This is a genomic window from Bacteroides sp. Phil13, assembly GCF_001940965.1.
In the GTDB taxonomy this organism is placed as follows: Bacteria; Bacteroidota; Bacteroidia; order Bacteroidales; family Bacteroidaceae; genus Bacteroides; species Bacteroides intestinalis.
The window spans coordinates 64,309-84,466 of record NZ_MSHA01000087.1 but is presented as its reverse complement, the minus strand read 5'-3'; the positions used below and the strand labels follow the sequence as shown (position 1 = coordinate 84,466).

Annotated in this window: 15 protein-coding genes; 6 read left to right on the top strand and 9 right to left on the bottom strand. The window is 45.2% G+C overall.

Features of this window, described 5'->3' with window-relative positions:
- Window positions 1–202: 202 nt before the first annotated feature.
- The 4 genes from BWI44_RS17880 to BWI44_RS17865 form a co-directional block, all read right to left on the bottom strand.
- The gene (locus tag BWI44_RS17880) at window positions 203–526 is read right to left on the bottom strand and encodes a hypothetical protein (protein ID WP_195208845.1); all 324 of its coding nucleotides are present in this window, start codon (window positions 524–526) and stop codon (window positions 203–205) included.
- 359 nt (window positions 527–885) lie between these two features.
- Window positions 886–2,250: a TolC family protein gene (locus BWI44_RS17875; protein ID WP_195208844.1), complete on the bottom strand. Its 1,365-nt coding sequence runs from the start codon at window positions 2,248–2,250 to the stop codon at window positions 886–888.
- A gap of 131 nt (window positions 2,251–2,381) precedes the next feature.
- On the bottom strand, window positions 2,382–5,561 hold the full coding sequence (locus BWI44_RS17870; protein WP_195208843.1) for an efflux RND transporter permease subunit: 3,180 nt from the start codon (window positions 5,559–5,561) through the stop codon (window positions 2,382–2,384).
- Between the two features lie 15 nt (window positions 5,562–5,576).
- Window positions 5,577–6,680 carry an efflux RND transporter periplasmic adaptor subunit gene (locus BWI44_RS17865; RefSeq protein ID WP_007660210.1) on the bottom strand — a complete coding sequence of 368 codons (1,104 nt, stop codon included), beginning with the start codon at window positions 6,678–6,680 and terminating at the stop codon, window positions 5,577–5,579.
- 223 nt (window positions 6,681–6,903) lie between these two features.
- Here BWI44_RS17865 and BWI44_RS17860 point away from each other — a divergent pair, with 223 nt between their 5' ends.
- Complete coding sequence (locus tag BWI44_RS17860; RefSeq protein ID WP_007660211.1) at window positions 6,904–7,812, top strand: AraC family transcriptional regulator; 909 nt, start codon at window positions 6,904–6,906, stop codon at window positions 7,810–7,812.
- Between the two features lie 109 nt (window positions 7,813–7,921).
- The gene (locus tag BWI44_RS17855; protein ID WP_138291081.1) at window positions 7,922–9,958 is read left to right on the top strand and encodes a patatin-like phospholipase family protein; all 2,037 of its coding nucleotides are present in this window, start codon (window positions 7,922–7,924) and stop codon (window positions 9,956–9,958) included.
- Window positions 9,959–9,962: 4 nt separating this feature from the next.
- On the opposite strand, the gene BWI44_RS17850 is transcribed toward BWI44_RS17855, so the two are convergent.
- Together BWI44_RS17850 and BWI44_RS17845 are read right to left on the bottom strand one after the other, a co-directional pair.
- Window positions 9,963–10,298, bottom strand: coding sequence for a hypothetical protein (locus BWI44_RS17850; protein ID WP_195208842.1), 336 nt, complete (start codon window positions 10,296–10,298; stop codon window positions 9,963–9,965).
- Window positions 10,295–10,603: an FtsB family cell division protein gene (locus tag BWI44_RS17845; RefSeq protein WP_007660215.1), complete on the bottom strand. Its 309-nt coding sequence runs from the start codon at window positions 10,601–10,603 to the stop codon at window positions 10,295–10,297. The genes BWI44_RS17850 and BWI44_RS17845 overlap by 4 nt, the downstream gene beginning before the upstream one ends.
- Before the next feature lie 148 nt (window positions 10,604–10,751).
- Here BWI44_RS17845 and BWI44_RS17840 point away from each other — a divergent pair, with 148 nt between their 5' ends.
- The 3 genes from BWI44_RS17840 (at window position 10,752) to BWI44_RS17830 (ending at window position 16,532) form a co-directional block, all read left to right on the top strand.
- Entirely contained in the window at window positions 10,752–12,605 is a 1,854-nt protein-coding gene (locus tag BWI44_RS17840) for a DNA polymerase III subunit gamma/tau (RefSeq protein WP_195208841.1), read from the top strand.
- Window positions 12,606–12,708: 103 nt separating this feature from the next.
- The gene (locus BWI44_RS17835; RefSeq protein ID WP_195208840.1) at window positions 12,709–14,580 is read left to right on the top strand and encodes a tetratricopeptide repeat-containing sensor histidine kinase; all 1,872 of its coding nucleotides are present in this window, start codon (window positions 12,709–12,711) and stop codon (window positions 14,578–14,580) included.
- A gap of 2 nt (window positions 14,581–14,582) precedes the next feature.
- Entirely contained in the window at window positions 14,583–16,532 is a 1,950-nt protein-coding gene (locus BWI44_RS17830; protein ID WP_195208839.1) for a sensor histidine kinase, read from the top strand.
- A gap of 3 nt (window positions 16,533–16,535) precedes the next feature.
- Here the strand turns inward: BWI44_RS17830 and porT are convergent, their stop codons facing one another.
- Window positions 16,536–17,237, bottom strand: coding sequence for a type IX secretion/gliding motility protein PorT/SprT (gene porT, locus BWI44_RS17825; RefSeq protein ID WP_195208838.1), 702 nt, complete (start codon window positions 17,235–17,237; stop codon window positions 16,536–16,538).
- A gap of 174 nt (window positions 17,238–17,411) precedes the next feature.
- On the opposite strand from porT, the gene fdxA reads away from it, so the two are divergent.
- Window positions 17,412–17,582, top strand: coding sequence for a 4Fe-4S ferredoxin (gene fdxA, locus BWI44_RS17820; RefSeq protein ID WP_007660223.1), 171 nt, complete (start codon window positions 17,412–17,414; stop codon window positions 17,580–17,582).
- Window positions 17,583–17,655: 73 nt separating this feature from the next.
- On the opposite strand, the gene BWI44_RS17815 is transcribed toward fdxA, so the two are convergent.
- Both BWI44_RS17815 and BWI44_RS17810 read right to left on the bottom strand, forming a co-directional pair.
- Window positions 17,656–18,849, bottom strand: a complete 1,194-nt coding sequence (locus tag BWI44_RS17815) for a pyridoxal phosphate-dependent aminotransferase (RefSeq protein WP_022394054.1) — start codon at window positions 18,847–18,849, stop codon at window positions 17,656–17,658.
- Between the two features lie 83 nt (window positions 18,850–18,932).
- Entirely contained in the window at window positions 18,933–20,147 is a 1,215-nt protein-coding gene (locus tag BWI44_RS17810; RefSeq protein ID WP_138291077.1) for a bifunctional 3,4-dihydroxy-2-butanone-4-phosphate synthase/GTP cyclohydrolase II, read from the bottom strand.
- Window positions 20,148–20,158 lie beyond the last annotated feature (11 nt).

Below are 20,158 nucleotides of genomic sequence, written 5' to 3'. Positions count from 1 at the left end.
ATGTTCTGGATGCGGGGATCATTGAAAGCCATAATCTCATGTTTAAGGTAAAAGTGCTTATTCATTTCTGCTTAATTCTGTTTTAAATAATTTATCTTTTTGACTCTGCAAAGATCCGATATATACACCAATATACCAAAAACGGCTTTTCGCGAAAAAAGCCGTTTTTACCCTATTTGAAAGTCAAAAGAAGAAGAAGAAATCACTCCTTTGGATAAAGTTCAGAATACAACTTATACAGTTCATCTTCAATGCTTTTGACATTCAACACATTACCACTACCGTCCGCATCCATGAAGTTTATAAGCAGATGTAAAGTATTAGCAAGCAAGCGGGCTCCATGCAATCCTTCTCCCCCATTCCGGCTGACAAGCAGATGTACAAATGGAATCAAGAAAAGTACGCGCTCTTCATACTCCACACGTAAACAACTGTGACACTGCGACAAACACTCCATTGCGCGATGCAATTCTTCACTCTCTTTCTCAAAAACAACATGAAAACCTTTCCCGCGGAAAAGCTTCACATCCTCAATAGGATTTTTTTAGCCATAATTGTACTATTTGAAAATTGTTTATTTATAATATGATAACATATCGAATACAAAATTAGTAATACTTCACCGGAATATCGTAATTTCGCAGGATTTTATACTCAGTTTTTTCACCTTGCAAAACACTGACAATAAAAAAAGGAAAGATAGATAATAAGGTACGTGTATATGTATAAACCTTCTTTATATAAATATTTAAAATAGGACAATAGCAGATAGATCGTAATTTTATCGGATAAACATCAAAACACAAAGAGCCGCCACGGAACACCTTCCGGGCGACTCTTCTTTCATAGAAGTAATGTAACAGAAAGAGAGTATAATACAGAGATTTAGTCTTGTCCTCCTCCCAATGCTTGGAACAGATTAATTAAGCTTTGTATTTCGGTAAAATGATTGGCAGTTTGCGACAGTTGCGCACTTAGCAAAGTCTGCCGGGCCGTAAGCACTTCCAGATAGGTGGTGTTACCATGTTCCATCAGCAAAGAAGTACTTTTCAGGGCAGTTTGCAGAGAAGCAACCTGTTTATCCAACAGTAGTTTCTTCCCCTGGCTGGTCTGGTAAGCCGTCAAGGCATCGTTCACCTCACTACCTGCATTGAGCAAGCTCTGCTGGAAACCAAGTGCAGCCTCTTCCTGCCGTGCACGGGCAATGCGGTATTGAGCCACAACCTGCCCCCGATTGAAAAGCGGCTGCGTCAATGAAGCTACAGCAGATGCCAGAAACTTGCCCGGATTGAGAATCATGCTTCCTGCCGAGTTCGTCCAACCGGCATTTCCACTTAAAGTAATGGAAGGATAGAAAGCAGAACGAGCCTGATTCGTACCATAGAATGCTGCCTCGAGCGAACGTTCGGCACTACGGACATCCGGTCGGCCGGAAAGCATCTGCACAGGAATACCTACCGAGAAGTCGGCGGGGAATTGCTGCTGCTGCAAGCTGCCACGTTCGTAGTGACGGGGTGTTTCGGCAAGCAAAAGGGCAAGACTGTTCTCGGTCTGGCTGATCTGCTTCTGCAAGTCGAGCACAGAGCCTTGTACCTGATAGTAAGTAGCTTCCATCTGCGATACGGCCGATTCATTCGCCATTCCGGCGTTCATCAGGGCGCGGGTAGATGCCACGGTTTCTTTCCATGCCTCTTCCGTCTGCCGGGAGATGGCGAGTTGCTCGTCCAGCATCAACAGCGTATAGTAAGTATTGGCTATTCCTGCAATCAATTGGGTACGCACAGCCTGGCGGTAGTCCTGGCTCTGGGCATACAATACCTTGGACTGCTTCTTGGCATTGCGCATACGGCCGAAAACATCCAGTTCCCAACTGGCGGTAACGGGCAGTGAATAAGCCTGTGTAGCCTTATGCGTATCGAAGCTGCTCACAGTGCCCTGCGGAGCAAGAGCAAAAGCAGGCAGGAAAGCAAGCTTGGCAGACATCAGCGTGGCCTGTGCCTCTTCTACGCGAAGCTCGGCAGACTGATAGTCGGTGTTATTCTGCAATCCCTGCTCGATGAGGGATTGCAAATGAGGATCGGTAAAGAGCTCCCGCCAATCCATATTACCCAGACTGGCAGTGTCTTCGGCCACTACTTCCCCACCATAAAGCTGGTCGGGGACAGAAGTAACGGGCTCGTATTTGGTATAGATGCCACAACCGCTCAGCAACAGGCCGGTGACAGCTAATGTGATGATTTGTTTTTTCATTCTTCAGTATCTTTAATATGTTTCCGGGAATTGATCTTATCAATAATGCACCATAGAATCAAGGCAATGCAATATGCCACCACCTGCTCTATCCAGAATATTTCACCTTGATACATCATTCCTCCTTTCATTTATTTACTACTTCGTTCAGCTTCACTCTTCTCCTTTTCAAGCAACACCTGCACGTCTGCTTCTTCTTCCATCGGCGGACGGATTTTTTCCTGCAGGAACTCGAAGATGATGTAGAACACAGGTACCACGAAGAGCAGAGCCAGCGTTCCGACAAGCATACCGCCTACAACACCCGTACCCAGTGAACTGTTACCATTGGCACCTGCACCGGAAGAGAACATCAACGGAAGCATACCGAAGATCATCGTCAGTACCGTCATCAGGATAGGACGCAGACGGACTTGTGCGGCAGAGTAAGCAGATTCCACAATACCCATACCCTTACGGCGACGCTCTATGGCATATTCCGTAATCAGGATAGCCGTCTTGGCCAGCAGACCGATCAACATAATCACACCCGTTTGCAGATAGATGTTGTTTTCAAGTCCGAGGAACTTGGCAAAGAGGAACGATCCCATCAACCCGAACGGAACGGAGAAGATAACGGCAAACGGTACCAGAAAACTCTCGTAAAGACATGCCAGAATCAGATAGATCAGGAATACACAAATGGCATAGATGAAAATCGTCTGTCCGCCACCGGTACTTGCTTCTTCACGAGCCATACCTCCGTATTCATATCCGTAGCCCGTAGGCAGAACCTGTTCAGCCACTTCTTCGATAGCCTTTTGCACTTCACCCGAAGAGTAACCTTCGGCAGGGTTCACATTGGCTGCAATGGAGCTGTAGAGGTTGAAACGGTTGGTAGTTTCCGGCCCCAACACTTTCTTCAGTGTCACGAACTGGCTTACCGGAGCCATTTCTGCGCCATTGCGTACAAACATGTTGTCCAGTGACTGCTCGTCCAGGCGATACTCAGGTGAAGCCTGCATCATCACACGATACACTTTACCAAACTGGTTATAGTTGGAAATGTATGCACCACCACAGTAGCTGCCCAATGCATCGAGCACTGCACCCGGAGAAATTCCTGCACGCTTACATTTGGCTGCATCGACTTCTACCGATACCTGCGGGAAGTTAATGGCGTAAGCGGTATAAGCCATATCTACTTCGGGACGCTGGTTCAAGGCACCCAAATAGTCTATTACCGCCTGGTAGAACGTTGCCATATCGCCACCGGTCCTGTCCTGAAGGTTCAGCTCGATAGAGTTACCCATACCATAACCCGGAATCATACCCGGCTGGAAACTGAATACTTGTGCTTCCTTGATACCGTAGAACTGCCCATTGAGGCGGGCAACCACCGCATCCGAACTATGATCTTTTCCTTTTCGCTCGCTCCAGTCCTTCAGACGGACAATAATGGTACCGTAAGAAGTTCCTTGGCCGGATATAAGCCCATAGCCTGCTACGCGGGCATAATGTTCTATTTCGGGCGTATCCTGAAGAATACTTTCCAGCTTGTCCATTACTCTCGTTGTTTCATCGAGCGTGCTTCCCGGAGAGATGCTGACGTTCACCATGATGACGCCCTGGTCTTCCTGCGGAACAAGCCCTGTCTTAGTAGTACTCATCAGATAAACCAGCAACACAACAGCAGCTATCAATGAGGTCCACACCATCCAGCGGTGACGGATGAAGTACATCACACCTTTCTTATATTTACCCAGCACGGCATTGAATGAAGCATTGTAAGCTGCACGCACCCGGCCGTTGATACTCTTGGCGCTCTTGGTTCCGTCCGACGGGCGCATCATGATGGCACACAGAGCCGGACACAACGTCAGAGCCGAAATCATAGAGATACCTACGGCAGTTGCCATCGTGATACCAAACTGTGTATAGAACACACCGGAAGTTCCACCCATGAACGTCACAGGAATAAACACAGCCATGAACACACAGGTACAGGAAACGATAGCCATCGTTACATCTCCCATCGCATCTTTGGTAGCGAGATAAGCCGATTTATATCCGGCATCGAACTTGGATTGCACCGCTTCCACCACCACAATGGCATCATCCACCACCGTACCGATGGCAAGCACCAATGCAAACAGCGTCAGGATGTTGAGACTGAATCCGGCAGCCACCAGGCAGGCGAATGTACCCACCAGCGACACGATGATGGAGATGGACGGAATGAGCGTACTTTTGAGATCCTGCAAGAAGAAGTACACCACCAGAATAACCAGAAGGATAGCAATAATCAGTGTTTCCACCACATTATGGATAGAAGCGAAAAGAAAGTCGTTCGAACTCATCATCGTGATGAATTCCGTTCCCTCCGGAAGATTCTTTTCCATTTGCTTCATCTGGGCGGTGATTTCTTTATTCACTGCGGTTGCATTGGAACCTGCCGTCTGGAATACCATGTAGAGAACGGCAGGTTTACTATCCATTTCACTACGGAAACTATAGGTCATCGTGCCCAGTTGCACATCGGCCACGTCTTTCAGGCGGAGCACAGAGCCGTCGCTCTGCGAACGGATCACCGTATTCTGAAATTCTTCCACGCTCTTCAACCGACCGCGGTATTTCATAGTAAACTGGAACACATTCTTGGAACTTTCGCCCAACGAACCGGTAGGAGCTTCAATGTTCTGTTCGCCCAACACGGCCGTTATGTCCGAGGGAACCAGGCTGTATTGTGCCATCCGCTCCGGCTTCAGCCAGATACGCATACTATAGGTATCACCCAACTCCATAACGTCTCCTACCCCTTCGATACGTTTGATCTGGGGAAGTACGTTAATATCCAGATAGTTGGCAAGGAAGGTCTGATCGTAACGTCCATCGTTGCAGACCATAGCACCGATCTGTAGGAAGCTAGTCTGACGTTTCTGCGTGCTTACACCGATTTTAGTTACCTCGGCGGGCAGCAATCCCTGTGCCTTGGCCACACGGTTCTGTACATTTACCGCCGCCATGTCGGGGTCGGTGCCTTGTTTGAAGTAAACCTGTATAATAGCCAGACCGGAATTGGAAGCTGTGGAAGTGATATACATCATATTCTCCACACCATTGATACTTTCTTCCAACGGCATGATAACACTGTTCATCACTGCCTCAGCATCGGCACCCGTATATTGGGCGCTTACATATACCGTAGGAGGCGCAATGTCAGGATACTGCTCTACCGGCAGCGTAAGGAGCGAAATAAGCCCTATGACCAGAATCAGCACGGAGATGGATATAGCCATCACCGGCCGCTTTATAAATATGTTTCCTTTCATAATTTAATCTCCTCCTTATTTAACTTGCGTACCCTCACGCATCAACCCGGCACCTTCTGATACGATTTCATCACCGGGGTTCAGTCCGCTCAGCACCACATATTCGCGCCCGTCGCTGATGCCGGATACTGTGACCAGCGTAGAGACGGCTTTACCATCCACTACCTTATATACTACAACTTTATCCTGCATCTGCACTGTGGCTCCCTGCGGAATGGCAATACAATCTTTATAAATGCTCGGTACCACTACCGTACCGGACGCTCCGCTATGAAGCAGGCGTGATTCATTAGGAAATACTACACGCGCCATTACAGTACCTGTCTGGCGGTCGATAACTCCGCTGATGGATTCTATTATACCTTTCTTATTATATACCGAATTATCATTCAATACCAATTCCACTTCCGGCATGTTCTTCAATGCTTCGTCCATGCTGCCGTACTGGCGGGTAAGAGCCAACAACTGATTTTCGTTCATGGAGAAATAGACATACATATCCGAGTTATCACTAACCGTAGTCAACGGATAAGGTATGTTGGCACTTACCAATGCACCTGCACGATAGGGCAATGCACCCACCACTCCGTCACTGGGACTTTTCACTTCAGTATAGGAGAGGTTGTTGCGGGCATTTGTTTCCTGTGCCTCGGCCTGCGTCAATTGTGCTTTGGCGGTGAGGAATGTATTCTCAGCCGTTTTCAGGCTGAACTCTGAAACTACTTTTTGCGCATACAGTTCTTTGTTACTCTTGTAGGTGAGTTCGGCGGTAGCCATTGCAGCACGTGCAGCCTCTACGTTGGCGGTGGCAGTTTTGAGCGCAGCTCTGTACGGAATCTGATCGATAACGAAAAGTAATTGTCCGCGACGCACTGTCTGCCCTTCGGTTACACAAAGTTTTTCGATAGTACCCGATACCTGCGGATAGATGTCGATATCCTGCCGCCCGCGAATAGTAGCCGAATATGAGGTGGAAAGCTCCTTATCCGCCACTTCTACTTTCATAGTTGCATAAGAAGGTTTCACTCCCGCATCTGTTGCCTGCTTACAAGATGCCATCCACACTGTACAACCGACAATCCCTATCAGCCGTAACCATTTTTTGTTCACTGTAATCATACTTTCTCTTAATTGTCATTTGTTAAAACTGGGACAAATGTAGGAGAAAGGAACAAGGGTATAGTGACCAATTTTCCCCCAAGAATGTTCCATTTTCGTTATTTACCATTTTCAATGCTAACTAATTATCAATAAGCAACATATAGGACAAAATTAAAGGCTTATAGGACATCCTGTTTTCCTCATAATTCACCAACTTTGCAAAAAGAAAAAAGGAAATAATATGGAAAAAGAGAACATTAAGACCGTTACCATTGAAGACTTTAAGAACAGTCAGCATATTCTTGACTATTTAGACGATGACTTCGCGATAGTGAACAGTCTGGATGGAATACCTTATAGTAATGAGATAGTCAGACTGGAATGTTTCCTCATTGCCGTCTGCATAGAAGGATGCATTCAACTGGACATCAACAATAAGACTTACCAATTGCAACCGGGCGATTTACTACTGGGTCTCCCTAACACCATTATCGGACATACGATGATGAGTCCTAAATATAAGATAAGGCTTGCGGGGTTCTCCACCCGTTTCCTGCAACGTATCCTCAAGGTAGAAAAAGACACATGGGATACCGCCATTCATATCCACAACAATCCGATAAAATCTATTAGCAGAGAGAATGATAACAGCATTTTTAAATACTACGGAGAGCTAATTATGGCAAAGATTAATGATGAGCCTCATTGTTACCACAAAGCAGTAGTACAACATCTGTTTTCTGCTCTTTTCTGCGAGATGCTGGGTTATCTCAACAAGGAAATTGCCGACTCAGAGAAAGCGTTTTCGAAAGAAGGCATCAAGCAGGCTGACCATATTCTACGGAAATTCATGGAATTACTGTCGAAAGATAATGGTATGCATCGTTCTGTGACTTACTTTGCCGATGCACTTTGCTATACGCCCAAGCATTTTTCAAAGGTCATTAAGCAAGCGTGCGGCAGGGCTCCACTGGACCTGATAAATGAGACTGCCATAGAGCACATCAAATACCGGCTGAAACATTCGGATAAATCCATCAAAGAAATTGCAGAAGAATTCAACTTCCCGAATCAATCCTTTTTCGGGAAGTATGTGAAGGGGCATTTGGGAACATCACCGATACGGTATAGGAGTGAGAGGGAAGGGTGAGATTCATTATGGAAAAGAAAGGAATAAAGGAGTGATAAGGTGGTAATATAAATCTATTTGCCTACTTTATTTGTTACTTATCTGAACGATTAGTAACAAATCACCAATTATGAAATATAAATCTTTGTCCTTATTAATAATTGCCCTGCTTTCCGCCTGTACGCTCGGAGCGCAGAACCGCAAAAAAGTCGGAGTAGTACTGAGTGGCGGTGGCGCCAAAGGCGTGGCGCACATCGGAGCGCTGAAAGTGATAGAAGAAGCCGGAATACCGATAGATTATGTAGTAGGTACCAGTATGGGAGCCCTCGTCGGCGGACTATACTCTATCGGCTACACCCCACAGCAATTGGATAGCATTGTCAATGCACAAAACTGGAAGTTTCTGCTGTCTGATACCCCCGATCCGGAAACTACATTGCTGAGCGAAAAGCTAAAGGAAGAACAGTACTTGCTCTCTGTTCCGATTGCCGGAAAATCAGCGCATGTATCCGATGCAGGGATTATAAAAGGAAGAAACATATCACAGTTGCTTTCCGAATTGACAGTGGGTTATCATGACTCTATCTCCTTCAACCGGCTCCCCATCCCATTCGCTTGCGTATCGGACAACATAGTAAATGGCAGCAAGGTCGTTTTCCACAACGGTATACTGGCCACTGCAATGCGTGCCAGCATGTCTATTCCGGGGGTATTTGCCCCGGTTTATCTCAATGGCAAGGTGCTGGTAGACGGTGGACTGATAGATAATTACCCCGTAGATATAGCCCGGCAAATGGGAGCGGAAATTATTATCGGAGTCGATGTACAGAATCCATTAATGAAAGCGGATGAGCTGACAAGCCTCTCGAGCGTGCTGGGACAAATTATAAACCTGGTGGGGGAAGAAAGCTACAGAAAAAATGTAAAGGATAGTAACATACACATACAGGTAGATGTGGATGGATACTCGGCAGCAAGTTTCAACTCTGAAGCATTGGACACATTGATGCGCAGGGGCAAAGAGGCCGCCATGAAAGATTGGGAAAAACTGATTGCACTGAAAAAAGAAATAGGTATCGGCACGGAGTATCGCGCAGAATATCCCGGTCCTTTCAAAATACCAACGCGCACCATGCTGGATACGATCCCCTCCGTAGCACAAATTACTCCGCATGAAAAGCCGGTGAACACTATAAATATAGGAGGCAGATTTGATAATGAAGAGTTAGCCGTATTGTTACTGAATGCAAGGGCATATCTCGGAAAACAGAAGAAATCGCAACTAAGCGCCACTACCCGTCTGGGCAAGCGGACTTTCGGACAACTGGAGTACACGTACTCACTACGCAATAATTGGGACCTCAGTACAGGATATCAGATAGGATATAATGACTTCAATCTTTATAAAGAAGGTGACCGGCTGATGAATCTGACTTATGTGCATCACATGGCTTGGATAGGATTTACGAAAAGCTGGTGCTGGTTACTCGTCAAGGCAGGTATTCATTTCGAGAAGTATAATTATCACGACTGGCCGTCGGGACCGGACGCCTCTATTACCAAATCAAGTGACAAGGCTTTGCTCAGTTATCAGGTCAGTGTCATGTACAATAGTCTGAATAACCAACGGTTCTCCACGCAGGGAATGGAATGGGAAGCATCGTACAGGCTCTATACGGATAACATGATAGCTTACGGTTCGGGTAGTCCCGTATCGGTATTTCAGACACATTGGAGCGGATATTTCTCACCGAACCGGGTATTTACCATCATGCCGTCGGTATATGGCAGGGTAGTTGGAAAAAATACGCAATCGCTGGCGATATCGAACTTTGTAGGTGGAAATGTACCGGGAAGATACATGGAACAACAAATTCCTTTCACGGGTATCAATCACATCGAAATAAGTCCGGATGCTATGCTGACGGGGATGTTGGGAGTCAGAGCACGAACTTACAAGAACCAGTACATCGTAGTGCGGGGCAGTTACGGACGGACAGCCAACAAAATAGAAAATCTGTTTGGTGGAACAAATACCCATGGATTGGCGGGAGGCAGCATAGGATATTGCTACAACAGTATTATAGGACCCATCGAAGCGGAACTTAACTATTCGAATCAGTCCAAGAAGCTGGGATACTATATTGGAGTGGGATTTACTTTTTAATATATTATTCTTTAGCCTCCTCCTGTGGAATACGGATAGCAGTGTATAGCTCAAGTATGGCGGCAACCGTCAGACACACAATCCACTCATTTCCGTGAGTGAAGAACATGAATGCGCCGGTGAGCACCAATAGCAACGCACCGAAAATCTGTTGGCGGCGGAGGCGTTTTACATTGGCCCTACTACTCTTGGAAGGAGAATTGATCTGGGCCAATGCCACCATAGTAGCACCGATTGTATAAACATAGGGAGCAACCTCCCAGCCGGTGATGTAGACGGTAGCACCAAACAGTACCATCAAAGCGCCTACAGTAAACAAAGCAGGTATCAGGGATTTCATTTTTCGATGTCTTCTTCAAATACGTAAATATCCTCATTCGGTTTCTTCATCAGGTACTTCTCACGCGCAATACGCTCGATGGCACCGGAATCTACAGCCAGTTCGTTCAGCCGTTCTGTATTCTCTTCATATTCTGCCCGGTATTTCTCAATCTCAGAATTCAGGCGACTGATTTCATTCGCATAACCCATACGGCGCACGATGCTGTTTTCATCCAGAAAACCTACAACCACTACAAATGCAGCAAACGTAATCAAGTATTTACGCCTGCGGACAAAAGCCCAAAGTGTCGCTAATTTATCCATTGATAAACAAATTAATAATTAAAGAATTAATAATTAAAAAGAAACCGGGAGGGGATTCTTCGCCTACAAAGATAAGAGGAATAACTGAGAAATTCCTTTTTTTTATGTACATTTGCACAAATTGTAATGGACAAGAATATCCCAAATCATGGAAAATTATATCGTATCGGCACGAAAATATCGCCCTACGACCTTTGAGTCGGTAGTGGGACAACGTGCCCTGACCACTACGCTGAAAAATGCCATCGCTACCGGCAAACTGGCACATGCCTACCTGTTCTGCGGTCCGCGCGGTGTGGGAAAGACTACTTGCGCCCGCATCTTCGCCAAGACCATCAACTGTATGAGTCCTACTGCAGAAGGTGAAGCGTGCAACCAATGTGAATCGTGTACAGCGTTCAACGAACAGCGGTCATACAACATCCATGAACTGGATGCCGCATCCAACAACTCCGTTGACGATATCCGCCAACTGGTGGAACAGGTGCGTATTCCGCCCCAGATAGGAAAATATAAAGTATATATCATCGACGAGGTACACATGTTGTCCGCTTCGGCTTTCAACGCTTTCCTGAAAACACTGGAAGAACCACCCCGTCATGCCATCTTTATCCTGGCAACTACAGAAAAGCACAAGATTCTGCCTACTATCTTGTCCCGTTGCCAGATATATGACTTTAACCGCATCAATGTGGATGATACGGTTGCCCATCTGGCATATGTTGCTTCAAAAGAAGGAATTACTGCCGAACCGGAAGCCTTGAATGTCATTGCACTGAAAGCTGACGGCGGCATGCGTGATGCTTTGTCTATTTTCGACCAGGTAGTCAGCTTCACCGGTGGGCACATCAGTTACAAAAGTGTAATTGAGAACCTGAATGTACTGGACTACGAATATTATTTTCGCTTGACGGATCATTTTCTGGCAAACCAGATCAGCGATGCATTGCTGTTACTGAATGATGTGCTGAATAAAGGTTTCGATGCCAGCCATTTCGTAACAGGATTGTCATCCCACTTCCGTGATTTACTTGTGAGCAAAGATCCCGCCACCCTGTCACTACTTGAAGTGGGTGCCAGCATCCGGGAGCGCTACCAGGCACAGGCACAGAAATGTCCGCTGCCTTTCCTGTATCGCGCTATGAAACTTTGTAATGATTGCGATTTAAATTACCGCGCCAGTAAAAATAAGCGGTTACTGGTGGAACTGACTCTGATACAGATTGCCCAGCTTACCGCCGAGGGGGACGAGGTCAGTGGTGGGCGTGGCCCTAAACAATCTATCAAACCCATATTCTCGCAGCCTGCCGCCGCTCAGCAGCCACAGGCCGCACATGCTATGCCCCAACCGCAAACAGTAACTGCCACTCCGGCACAATCCCAGCCGGTGCAACAAGCTCCTGCAGCCCAAGCTACCCCTGCATCTCCGCAAGTCCAACAGCCTTTTGGTTCGCAAACAGTTGCCATGCGCCCCACTCCTACTGCCGTATTAATGGCACAAGGAAAAGAGGAAAAGAAAATCCCTGTTATGAAGATGTCTGGTTTAGGAGTCTCAATCAAGCATCCACGGGGTGAAGAAGAAGAAAAAAAACAAGCTGCAGCATCAGCAGTACAGCAAAATGCACAGCCTGAAGAAGATTTTATCTTCAATGAAAAGGATGTCAACTACTATTGGCAGGAGTACGCCGGACGCTTGCCCCAAGAGCAAACCGCCCTTGCCAAGCGTATGCAGGTTATTCGCCTGACAATGCTGAATGCAACTACATTTGAGGCCGTAGTGGAAAATGATATTGCAGCCAAAGAATTCACAGACCTGATCCCTACCCTGCAAGGCTACTTACGCAAACGACTGAAAAACAGCAAAGCAACGATGACTGTCCGCGTCAGTGCCCCTACTGAAAAAGTGCGCGCATACAGCCGTGTGGAGAAATTCCAGTTGATGGCACAAAAGAATAATGCCTTAATGCAATTGAAAGAAGAATTCGGTTTAGAGCTTTATTGATGATTATAATTAAGTAATTGCAGTTTTTATCCAACAAATACTTTTGTTTTTTTAGTTTTATCATTACATTTGCGGATGAACTAACAAAAACATATCTTTTACTTTGAGAAAAATTGCGATAATATCAGCAGTAACAGGCTTTTTGCTCTTCTCTTTTGCAGCAGGAACACACGCCACCAGTACAGACAAAGAACGTCTGACTGCTTTGCAATCTCTCATAACCAAAGAGGTTCCTTATGATGCCAACATACCGATAGACAGCATTATATCATGGACCGATGAACTGGCTCCCACACTGAAATCTCCCAAAACAGAAGAAGCTTACTTCACTTTAGTTCTGTGGGAAGTGAATGCATATATCATGCGAGGAGACCTCAGTCTGGCAATAGACCGGGCACGATTAATGTACGAATATGCTAAAGATATAAAATCCAATTTCGGTATCGCTCTTTCCAACCAGGCTATCGGACAGGCTTATTCGGCCTCCAACATACAGGATAAAGCCTTGAGCTCTTATATGGATGCACTGCGTTACCTGCCCGAAAACAACCCGCAAACCTACCGGTTATTGGTGAAAATCTCCACGCAACTACAACAAATGAATCGCCTGGAAGAGGCCATGGAATATGTAGAGAAGCTGAATCCGCTTCTTGAACAGAATCCGGAACATCCGCTTGCCATCCCCATACTTATAGAAAATGCAACTTATTACATCTCATCGGGAGATCAGGATACTGCACTCCAGTATCTGCACCAGGCAGACTCGATTTACAAAAACCATACTCATGAAATAGCCCATGAGTTTTCCATCAACTATTACACTGCTGCCTGTTATCGCGCATTGGCTGCCGATTACCACGACAAAGAGAAGGCTGATGAAGCCTTGGCACTTTATAACCAGCTTCTGGAAGTGGTATCCAATAATAAACGCTCGCTGGAGTACCGCTGGATTTGTGCGGAAAAGATCTATTTATATAAACTGCTGGGGCACTTTGATAAAGCCTGCCAGATTTATAAGGAACTATACAGTGTTACTGATACCCTTGCATCAAAAAGCTATATCCGGCAGATTAATGCCCTGAAAGCTACTTATCAGGTTGATGAGATAGAACTGGAAAACAAGGCACAGCAGAACAAGATGGTTGTTGTTCTTATCTTCATCGGATTAGGATTACTGACTTTCATCTCTATGCTTGCCATCTGGCTTAGAAGACAGAAGAAAGTAGTAGTAATGTCTACGGAAACTCTGGAACAATTGCGTCATAATGCTGAAAATGCAACACGTGCCAAGAGTATATTCTTATCAAATATGAGTCACGAGATACGAACTCCTCTCAATGCTCTGTCTGGCTTTTCTGCATTACTGACGGAAGAGGGCTTAGATGACTCTACCCGGAGACAATGTACCGACATCATCCAACAGAACTCCGAACTTCTGCTGAAATTGATTAATGATGTGATCGACTTGTCGAGTCTGGAATTTGGAAAAATGCAATTCAGCATAGCCGAACATGATGCTGTGGCAACTTGCCGGAATGTAACCGACACCGTAGGTAAAGTAAAACAAACTCAAGCAGAATTATTGTTTGAAACATCACTGGAAGAATTATACATTGAAACAGATGACTCTCGTCTGCAGCAAGTGCTGATAAATCTGCTGATCAATGCAACCAAATTTACCCCTGACGGTAGTATCACGCTAAAATTGGAAAAGCAATCGGAAGAGATGGCTTTGTTCTCTGTAACAGATACCGGTTGCGGTATTCCGAAAGAAAAACAGGCAAGCATATTCCAGCGTTTTGAAAAACTGGATGAAAATGCGCAAGGAAGTGGACTTGGCTTATCTATCTGTCAGTTAATTATTGAGCATATCGGTGGCAAAATATGGATTGACCCGGATTATACAGGAGGCTCCCGTTTCGTTTTCACACATCCAATACACCAGACACGCAATAACTCAAAGAAGGAGGATTAATCATGATGAAGCGGTGGATCATACTATGTCTGGCTTTTAGTTCCGGCTTATTATCAGCCAATGCTGGAAGTACTGTTGTAAAAGACAGCCTGTTGCGCATTTATGTCTCTGCTCCACACGATTCTACCCGGTTGGACGTGCTGCATGATATTGCCCGGTTGGACCAGCAGACACCGGTATTCCTTTATTATGAAAACAAATTGTTGCAAGAAGCTACCGCGCAGAACAATCTGCGATATCAGAGTCTTGCCACCTACGAACATATCATCTACTTCTTCAACAAACTGGACTTGGTGCGCGTCACGCAATGGATGGGCAAAATGGAAAATCTGGCAGAGAAGCATAACTATTACAATGACTACTTCAAAGCCAAGAAGTTGCAGATAGAAATGTACACGATCAACCAGCAGATAGAATTTGCCATCTATGAAGCAAACATCATGTACGAGAAAGCTAAGAAGCTAAACGACCGAAATGGTATGCGAGAAGCATGTCTCTGTCTGATGACCAGTTACATAGCTACACTACGCTATGAAGAAGGAATACAAGCATTAGAGGAAGCTTTCCAACTGATGAGTACGCAGGATAGTCCGATGGACAAGATCAGTTTACTGTCCAAAGCTATTCTGGTTTATTCGTTCCTGCACGAAAATGACAAGATGTTCTCTTCTCTGGAACAGATGCAAACAGCCATAAACGAACTGATAACTGCTAATCCTGCACTACAAAACGCATATTCCGCATTATACATGGGGATAGAAACCCAATATGCCCTTTACTATATCCGCACAAAGGATATGGAGAAAGCATGGGAACACTTGCAGAAAGTAGATGAGTATTATACTCCCAACACTTTCCTGCCTTATCAGATCTCCCGCTTGCAAGCCTATGCAGAATATCACCGTTCGCTAAAAGATTACAAGAAATCCCTGGAATATCTGGATGATGCGATTCGCTTGGTAAAGCAAATGTCTTTCCCAGATGTTATCTTGTACACTGCCATGAAGGCAGATATATTGGTAGATATGGGACGGGCAAACGAATCTCTTGACATCTATAAAAAAGTGATGCGCGACAAGGACTCACTCTATAGAAATCTGTCGCACACACAAATGGAACAGATACAAAGTTTATATGACATGGACAAACTTCTGCTGCAAAGAGAGCAATGGCGTGCTAAAATCCATATAATCTTTTTGGCTGTAATAGGAACAGCCCTACTGGCTCTTATTACTTTTGTAGTCAACATGTATCTCAGTCGGAAACGATTACAAAGAGATGCCAAAGAAGCCGCCCGGTTGAATCAGGTTGCAGAAGAAGCCAATGAGGTAAAAAGCCGCTTCCTTGCGAATATGAGTTATAACATCCGTATTCCGCTAAACAATGTCGTGGGATTTTCTCAACTGCTCTCTACGGATATGGGACTGGATGAAAAGGAAAAACAGGAGTATTCCGAAATTATCCAGACCAATTCTACCGAACTGATTCAGTTGGTAAACGATGTACTCGATCTCTCACGGCTGGAAGCCAAAATGATGAAGTTCCAGATACAGGAATGCGAGATACGGGAAATGTGCAGCGACCTGGTAGGTATGGCCCGGATGAATAGCGACGGACATATCCACGCCCAACTGGAAACGGATGTGGAAAGGCAGGTACTCAGAATGGATGCCAATCGCTTCAATCAGGCAGTGATAAATATGTTACTCTATCCTGTGCCCAATGATACCGACCGCGAAGTAAAGATGAGACTGGAAAGGGATGAAAGAAATGAATTGCTGATCTTCCATATTATCAATAGTCCGTTAGCAGATCCTGCATTTTCATCTCAACAAGTCTCCATACGACTTAAGATTAATCAGTTGCTATTCGAGCACTTTGGTGGGAGTTTCGTAATAAGCGAAGAAGAAGAAGGCACCCCTATTACATTTACCATTTCCTATAAGGAATAGCGCCTACTCAAAGTAGAAAGTGAGCACTATCATACGTGAAGTGATTTTATCAACAGATTGTGTAAACTTCAATAACGATTGATCTGTAAGGTCCTTACGTTCTTTCTTAATCAGATTTGCCAGACCGAAACAAAATTTCAGCTCGGGTATTAACTTGAAATAGGGTAAGTAAAAATCGCATCCCAGACCCACTTCCACATAGCAATCAAAAGGCTTTACCAATAAGGCTCCCTGTTTCTTCACACTGAAGTCGTAAGTAGGAGCAATACCTGCCACCACATAGGGCCGGTAGTTATTGAAACGCTCAGCAGCAAATTTTAAATCTATCGGAACCGAAAGGTAGGCAGACTTCATGGATTGGGAATACTCTTCACTGCTGGCTTGTTCGCGGAATACGACTTTCTTATCTCCAAAATGCAGTGTTGGAATAAAACGTAGGGAAAGGAAAGTATTCAGATACAGTTCGCCCAATACCCCCACCGTAAATCCGGGAGAATACTCAGGAACATCTGCAAACCAAGTCTGGCCATCTTCCGTCACATAGCCCGTATTCACCAATTTATAGTCTTGCACATGAATGCCTGCTAAAAAGCCATAGTGCCACTTTCGCTGGTCGATATACGGGCGATTTTGCACCTTCCGCTTCTGTGCCGAAGCACCGAAAGCAAGGAGTAAAGTAAGGATTATCAGACAAATGCGCTTCACAACCCTAAAACGGTGAAAGTGACATTTTATTGCACATGTACACCCATTTTCTCTTCTTTATTATTTAGACAAGGTACAAATTAAGGGAATTTAAACATGATTGGTAACAACTAATCAAGAAAACCGCTATTTTTGCCGAACTAATTAGTACTAATAATTTAAAATTTGAAGAAAATGGCTTACGTAATTAATGACAGTTGTGTTGCTTGTGGTACTTGTATTGACGAATGTCCGGTAGGAGCTATCTCTGAAGGTGATATCTACTCTATCGACCCTGAAACTTGCACAGATTGTGGTACCTGTGCTGATGTTTGTCCGTCTGAAGCAATTCACCCGGCAGAATAATAACAACACTCAAAGACAAAGAAAAGCCCGGTTCCATAACTGAAGCCGGGCTTTCTCATTTATATACTTTCTCTTATTTCAGTTCAGCCAATGCTGCCTTGATACGACGGATAGCTTCTACAATATTCTCATCACTGGTTGCATAGCTCATGCGGATACACTCAGGTGCACCGAATGAAGCACCACCCACACATGCAACGTGGGCAACCTCCAACAGATACATTGCCAAATCATCCGAGTCGCCAATCTTACGGTCACCAACAGACTTACCAAAGAAAGAATCACATTTCGGAAACAGATAGAAAGCACCCTGCGGTACATTCACTTCGAATCCCGGAACTTCCTTCGCCAACTTCACAATCAAATCACGACGACGCTCGAAAGCTTTACGCATTTCTTCTACTGGAGCCTGTGTTCCTGTGTAAGCAGCCTCAGCAGCTTTCTGGGATACAGAGCAAGGACCTGAAGTATATTGACCTTGCAACTTGTTACAGGCTTTTACAAGCCATTCCGGTCCGGCAATAAAACCAATACGCCAACCTGTCATAGCATACGCCTTAGAAACACCGTTTACGATTACCGTACGATCTTTCATTTCAGGGAATTGGGCAATACTCTGGTGCTTACCGATATAGTTGATATGCTCATAAATCTCATCAGCAATTACGATTACTTGAGGATGTTTTGCCAGTACGTCAGCCAAGCCTTTCAACTCTTCCTGAGTATAAACTGAACCGGTCGGGTTAGAAGGAGAACAAAGAATCAGAGCCTTAGTCTTCGGAGTGATAGCAGCTTCCAACTGTGCAGGAGTAATCTTGAAATCCTGTTCGATACCGGCAGTAACAATAACCGGAGTACCTTCAGCCAGTTTCACCATTTCCGGATAACTTACCCAATATGGAGCGGGCACAATAACTTCATCACCCGGGTTCACCAGTACCAGCACTGCATTGCAGACTGATTGCTTAGCACCATTGGCACATGAAATTTGTGCGGCTGTATATTCCAGACCGTTTTCCTTTTTCAGTTTCTCCACGATTGCATTGCGCAAAGCCGGGTATCCCGGAACAGGAGAATAGCGAGAGAAGTTGTCGTCTATCGCTTTTTTCGCAGCCTCTTTGATGTGATCAGGAGTATTAAAGTCAGGCTCTCCCACACTCAGGTTAATTACGTCAACGCCTTGCGCTTTCAACTCGGCGCTCTTTTGCGACATAGCCAGCGTCGCCGACGGCGACAAACTGTTCAAACGATCTGATAATTGATTCATTTTTCTATCTATTTTATGGTTGTTGCATAAATTTGGCTGCAAATTAAGCTATTTTCTTTGATATTAGAAAACAAAACAGCAAATTACTTATTAAAATGTAACATGTGCCCCATGCGTTCTTTCTTAGTACGCAGATAACGTTCGTTGTATGGATTCGGAGTTGTTTCGATAGGAACAATCTCTGTAATTTCCAGACCGTAAGCCTCCAACCCGACACGTTTCACCGGATTATTCGTCATCAGTCTCATTTTGTGTACTCCCAGTTCACGCAGAATCTGAGCACCTACACCATAGTCACGTTCATCAGCCAAATGTCCCAGGCAAATATTGGCATCTACCGTATCCAAACCGTCTTCCTGCAATTTATAGGCTTTCATCTTTTCCATCAGACCGATACCACGACCTTCCTGGTTCAGATAAACAACCACTCCCTTACCGGCTTTATCAATCATTTCCATAGCTTTGTGCAGTTGCTCACCGCAATCACAACGCTTAGAGCCAAAGATATCTCCTGTAGCACAAGAAGAGTGTACACGCACCAAAATCGGTTCATCCTGATCCCATGTACCTCTAAACAAAGCCACATGTTCCAAGCCATTGGATTTCTGACGGAACGGGATCAAACGGAAATGTCCATGTTCAGTGGGCATATCTACTTCTACGCCTTCTTCCACAATGGATTCTTGTTTCAGGCGATAGGCAATCATATCACGAATAGAGATCAGCTTCAGATTAAATTCATCAGCCATCTTTCTCAACTCAGGCAGACGCGCCATGCCACCGTCCTCGGTCATGATTTCCATAAGGGCACCTGCAGGATACAAACCTGCCATACGAGCCATGTCAATCGTAGCTTCCGTATGTCCGGCACGACGCAGAACACCTTTCTCCTGGGCATACAACGGATTGATATGTCCCGGACGTCCGAACGTTGCAGGTGTAGAAGCCGGATCGGCCAATGCCCGTATGGTAGCCGCACGGTCAGCAGCAGAAACTCCGGTAGTGCAGCCTTCCAGTTTATCGATAGTCACTGTAAAAGGTGTGCCCAATACAGAAGTGTTGTCACTTACCTGATGAGGTAAATCCAGCTCTTTACAACGGGATACAGTAATCGGTGCACAAAGTACTCCTCGTGCATGTTTCAGCATGAAGTTCACCTTTTCAGGGGTTATCTTTTCCGCAGCGATAATCAAGTCACCCTCATTTTCACGGTCTTCATCATCCACTACAATCACAAAATTACCGGCTTTGAAGTCTTCGATAGCCTCTTCTATTGTATCTAATTTCACTTTTTCCATTCTGTTTTCTC

Bases quoted from the DNA above. Each gene is read 5' to 3' on its own strand.
- BWI44_RS17875 (WP_195208844.1), bottom strand. From the start codon at position 2,250: ATGAAAAAACAAATCATCACATTAGCTGTCACCGGCCTGTTGCTGAGC.
- BWI44_RS17870 (WP_195208843.1), bottom strand. From the start codon at position 5,561: ATGAAAGGAAACATATTTATAAAGCGGCCGGTGATGGCTATATCCATC.
- BWI44_RS17865 (WP_007660210.1), bottom strand. From the start codon at position 6,680: ATGATTACAGTGAACAAAAAATGGTTACGGCTGATAGGGATTGTCGGT.
- BWI44_RS17860 (WP_007660211.1), top strand. From the start codon at position 6,904: ATGGAAAAAGAGAACATTAAGACCGTTACCATTGAAGACTTTAAGAAC.
- BWI44_RS17855 (WP_138291081.1), top strand. From the start codon at position 7,922: ATGAAATATAAATCTTTGTCCTTATTAATAATTGCCCTGCTTTCCGCC.
- BWI44_RS17850 (WP_195208842.1), bottom strand. From the start codon at position 10,298: ATGAAATCCCTGATACCTGCTTTGTTTACTGTAGGCGCTTTGATGGTA.
- BWI44_RS17845 (WP_007660215.1), bottom strand. From the start codon at position 10,603: ATGGATAAATTAGCGACACTTTGGGCTTTTGTCCGCAGGCGTAAATAC.
- BWI44_RS17840 (WP_195208841.1), top strand. From the start codon at position 10,752: ATGGAAAATTATATCGTATCGGCACGAAAATATCGCCCTACGACCTTT.
- BWI44_RS17830 (WP_195208839.1), top strand. From the start codon at position 14,583: ATGATGAAGCGGTGGATCATACTATGTCTGGCTTTTAGTTCCGGCTTA.
- fdxA (WP_007660223.1), top strand. From the start codon at position 17,412: ATGGCTTACGTAATTAATGACAGTTGTGTTGCTTGTGGTACTTGTATT.
- BWI44_RS17815 (WP_022394054.1), bottom strand. From the start codon at position 18,849: ATGAATCAATTATCAGATCGTTTGAACAGTTTGTCGCCGTCGGCGACG.
- BWI44_RS17810 (WP_138291077.1), bottom strand. From the start codon at position 20,147: ATGGAAAAAGTGAAATTAGATACAATAGAAGAGGCTATCGAAGACTTC.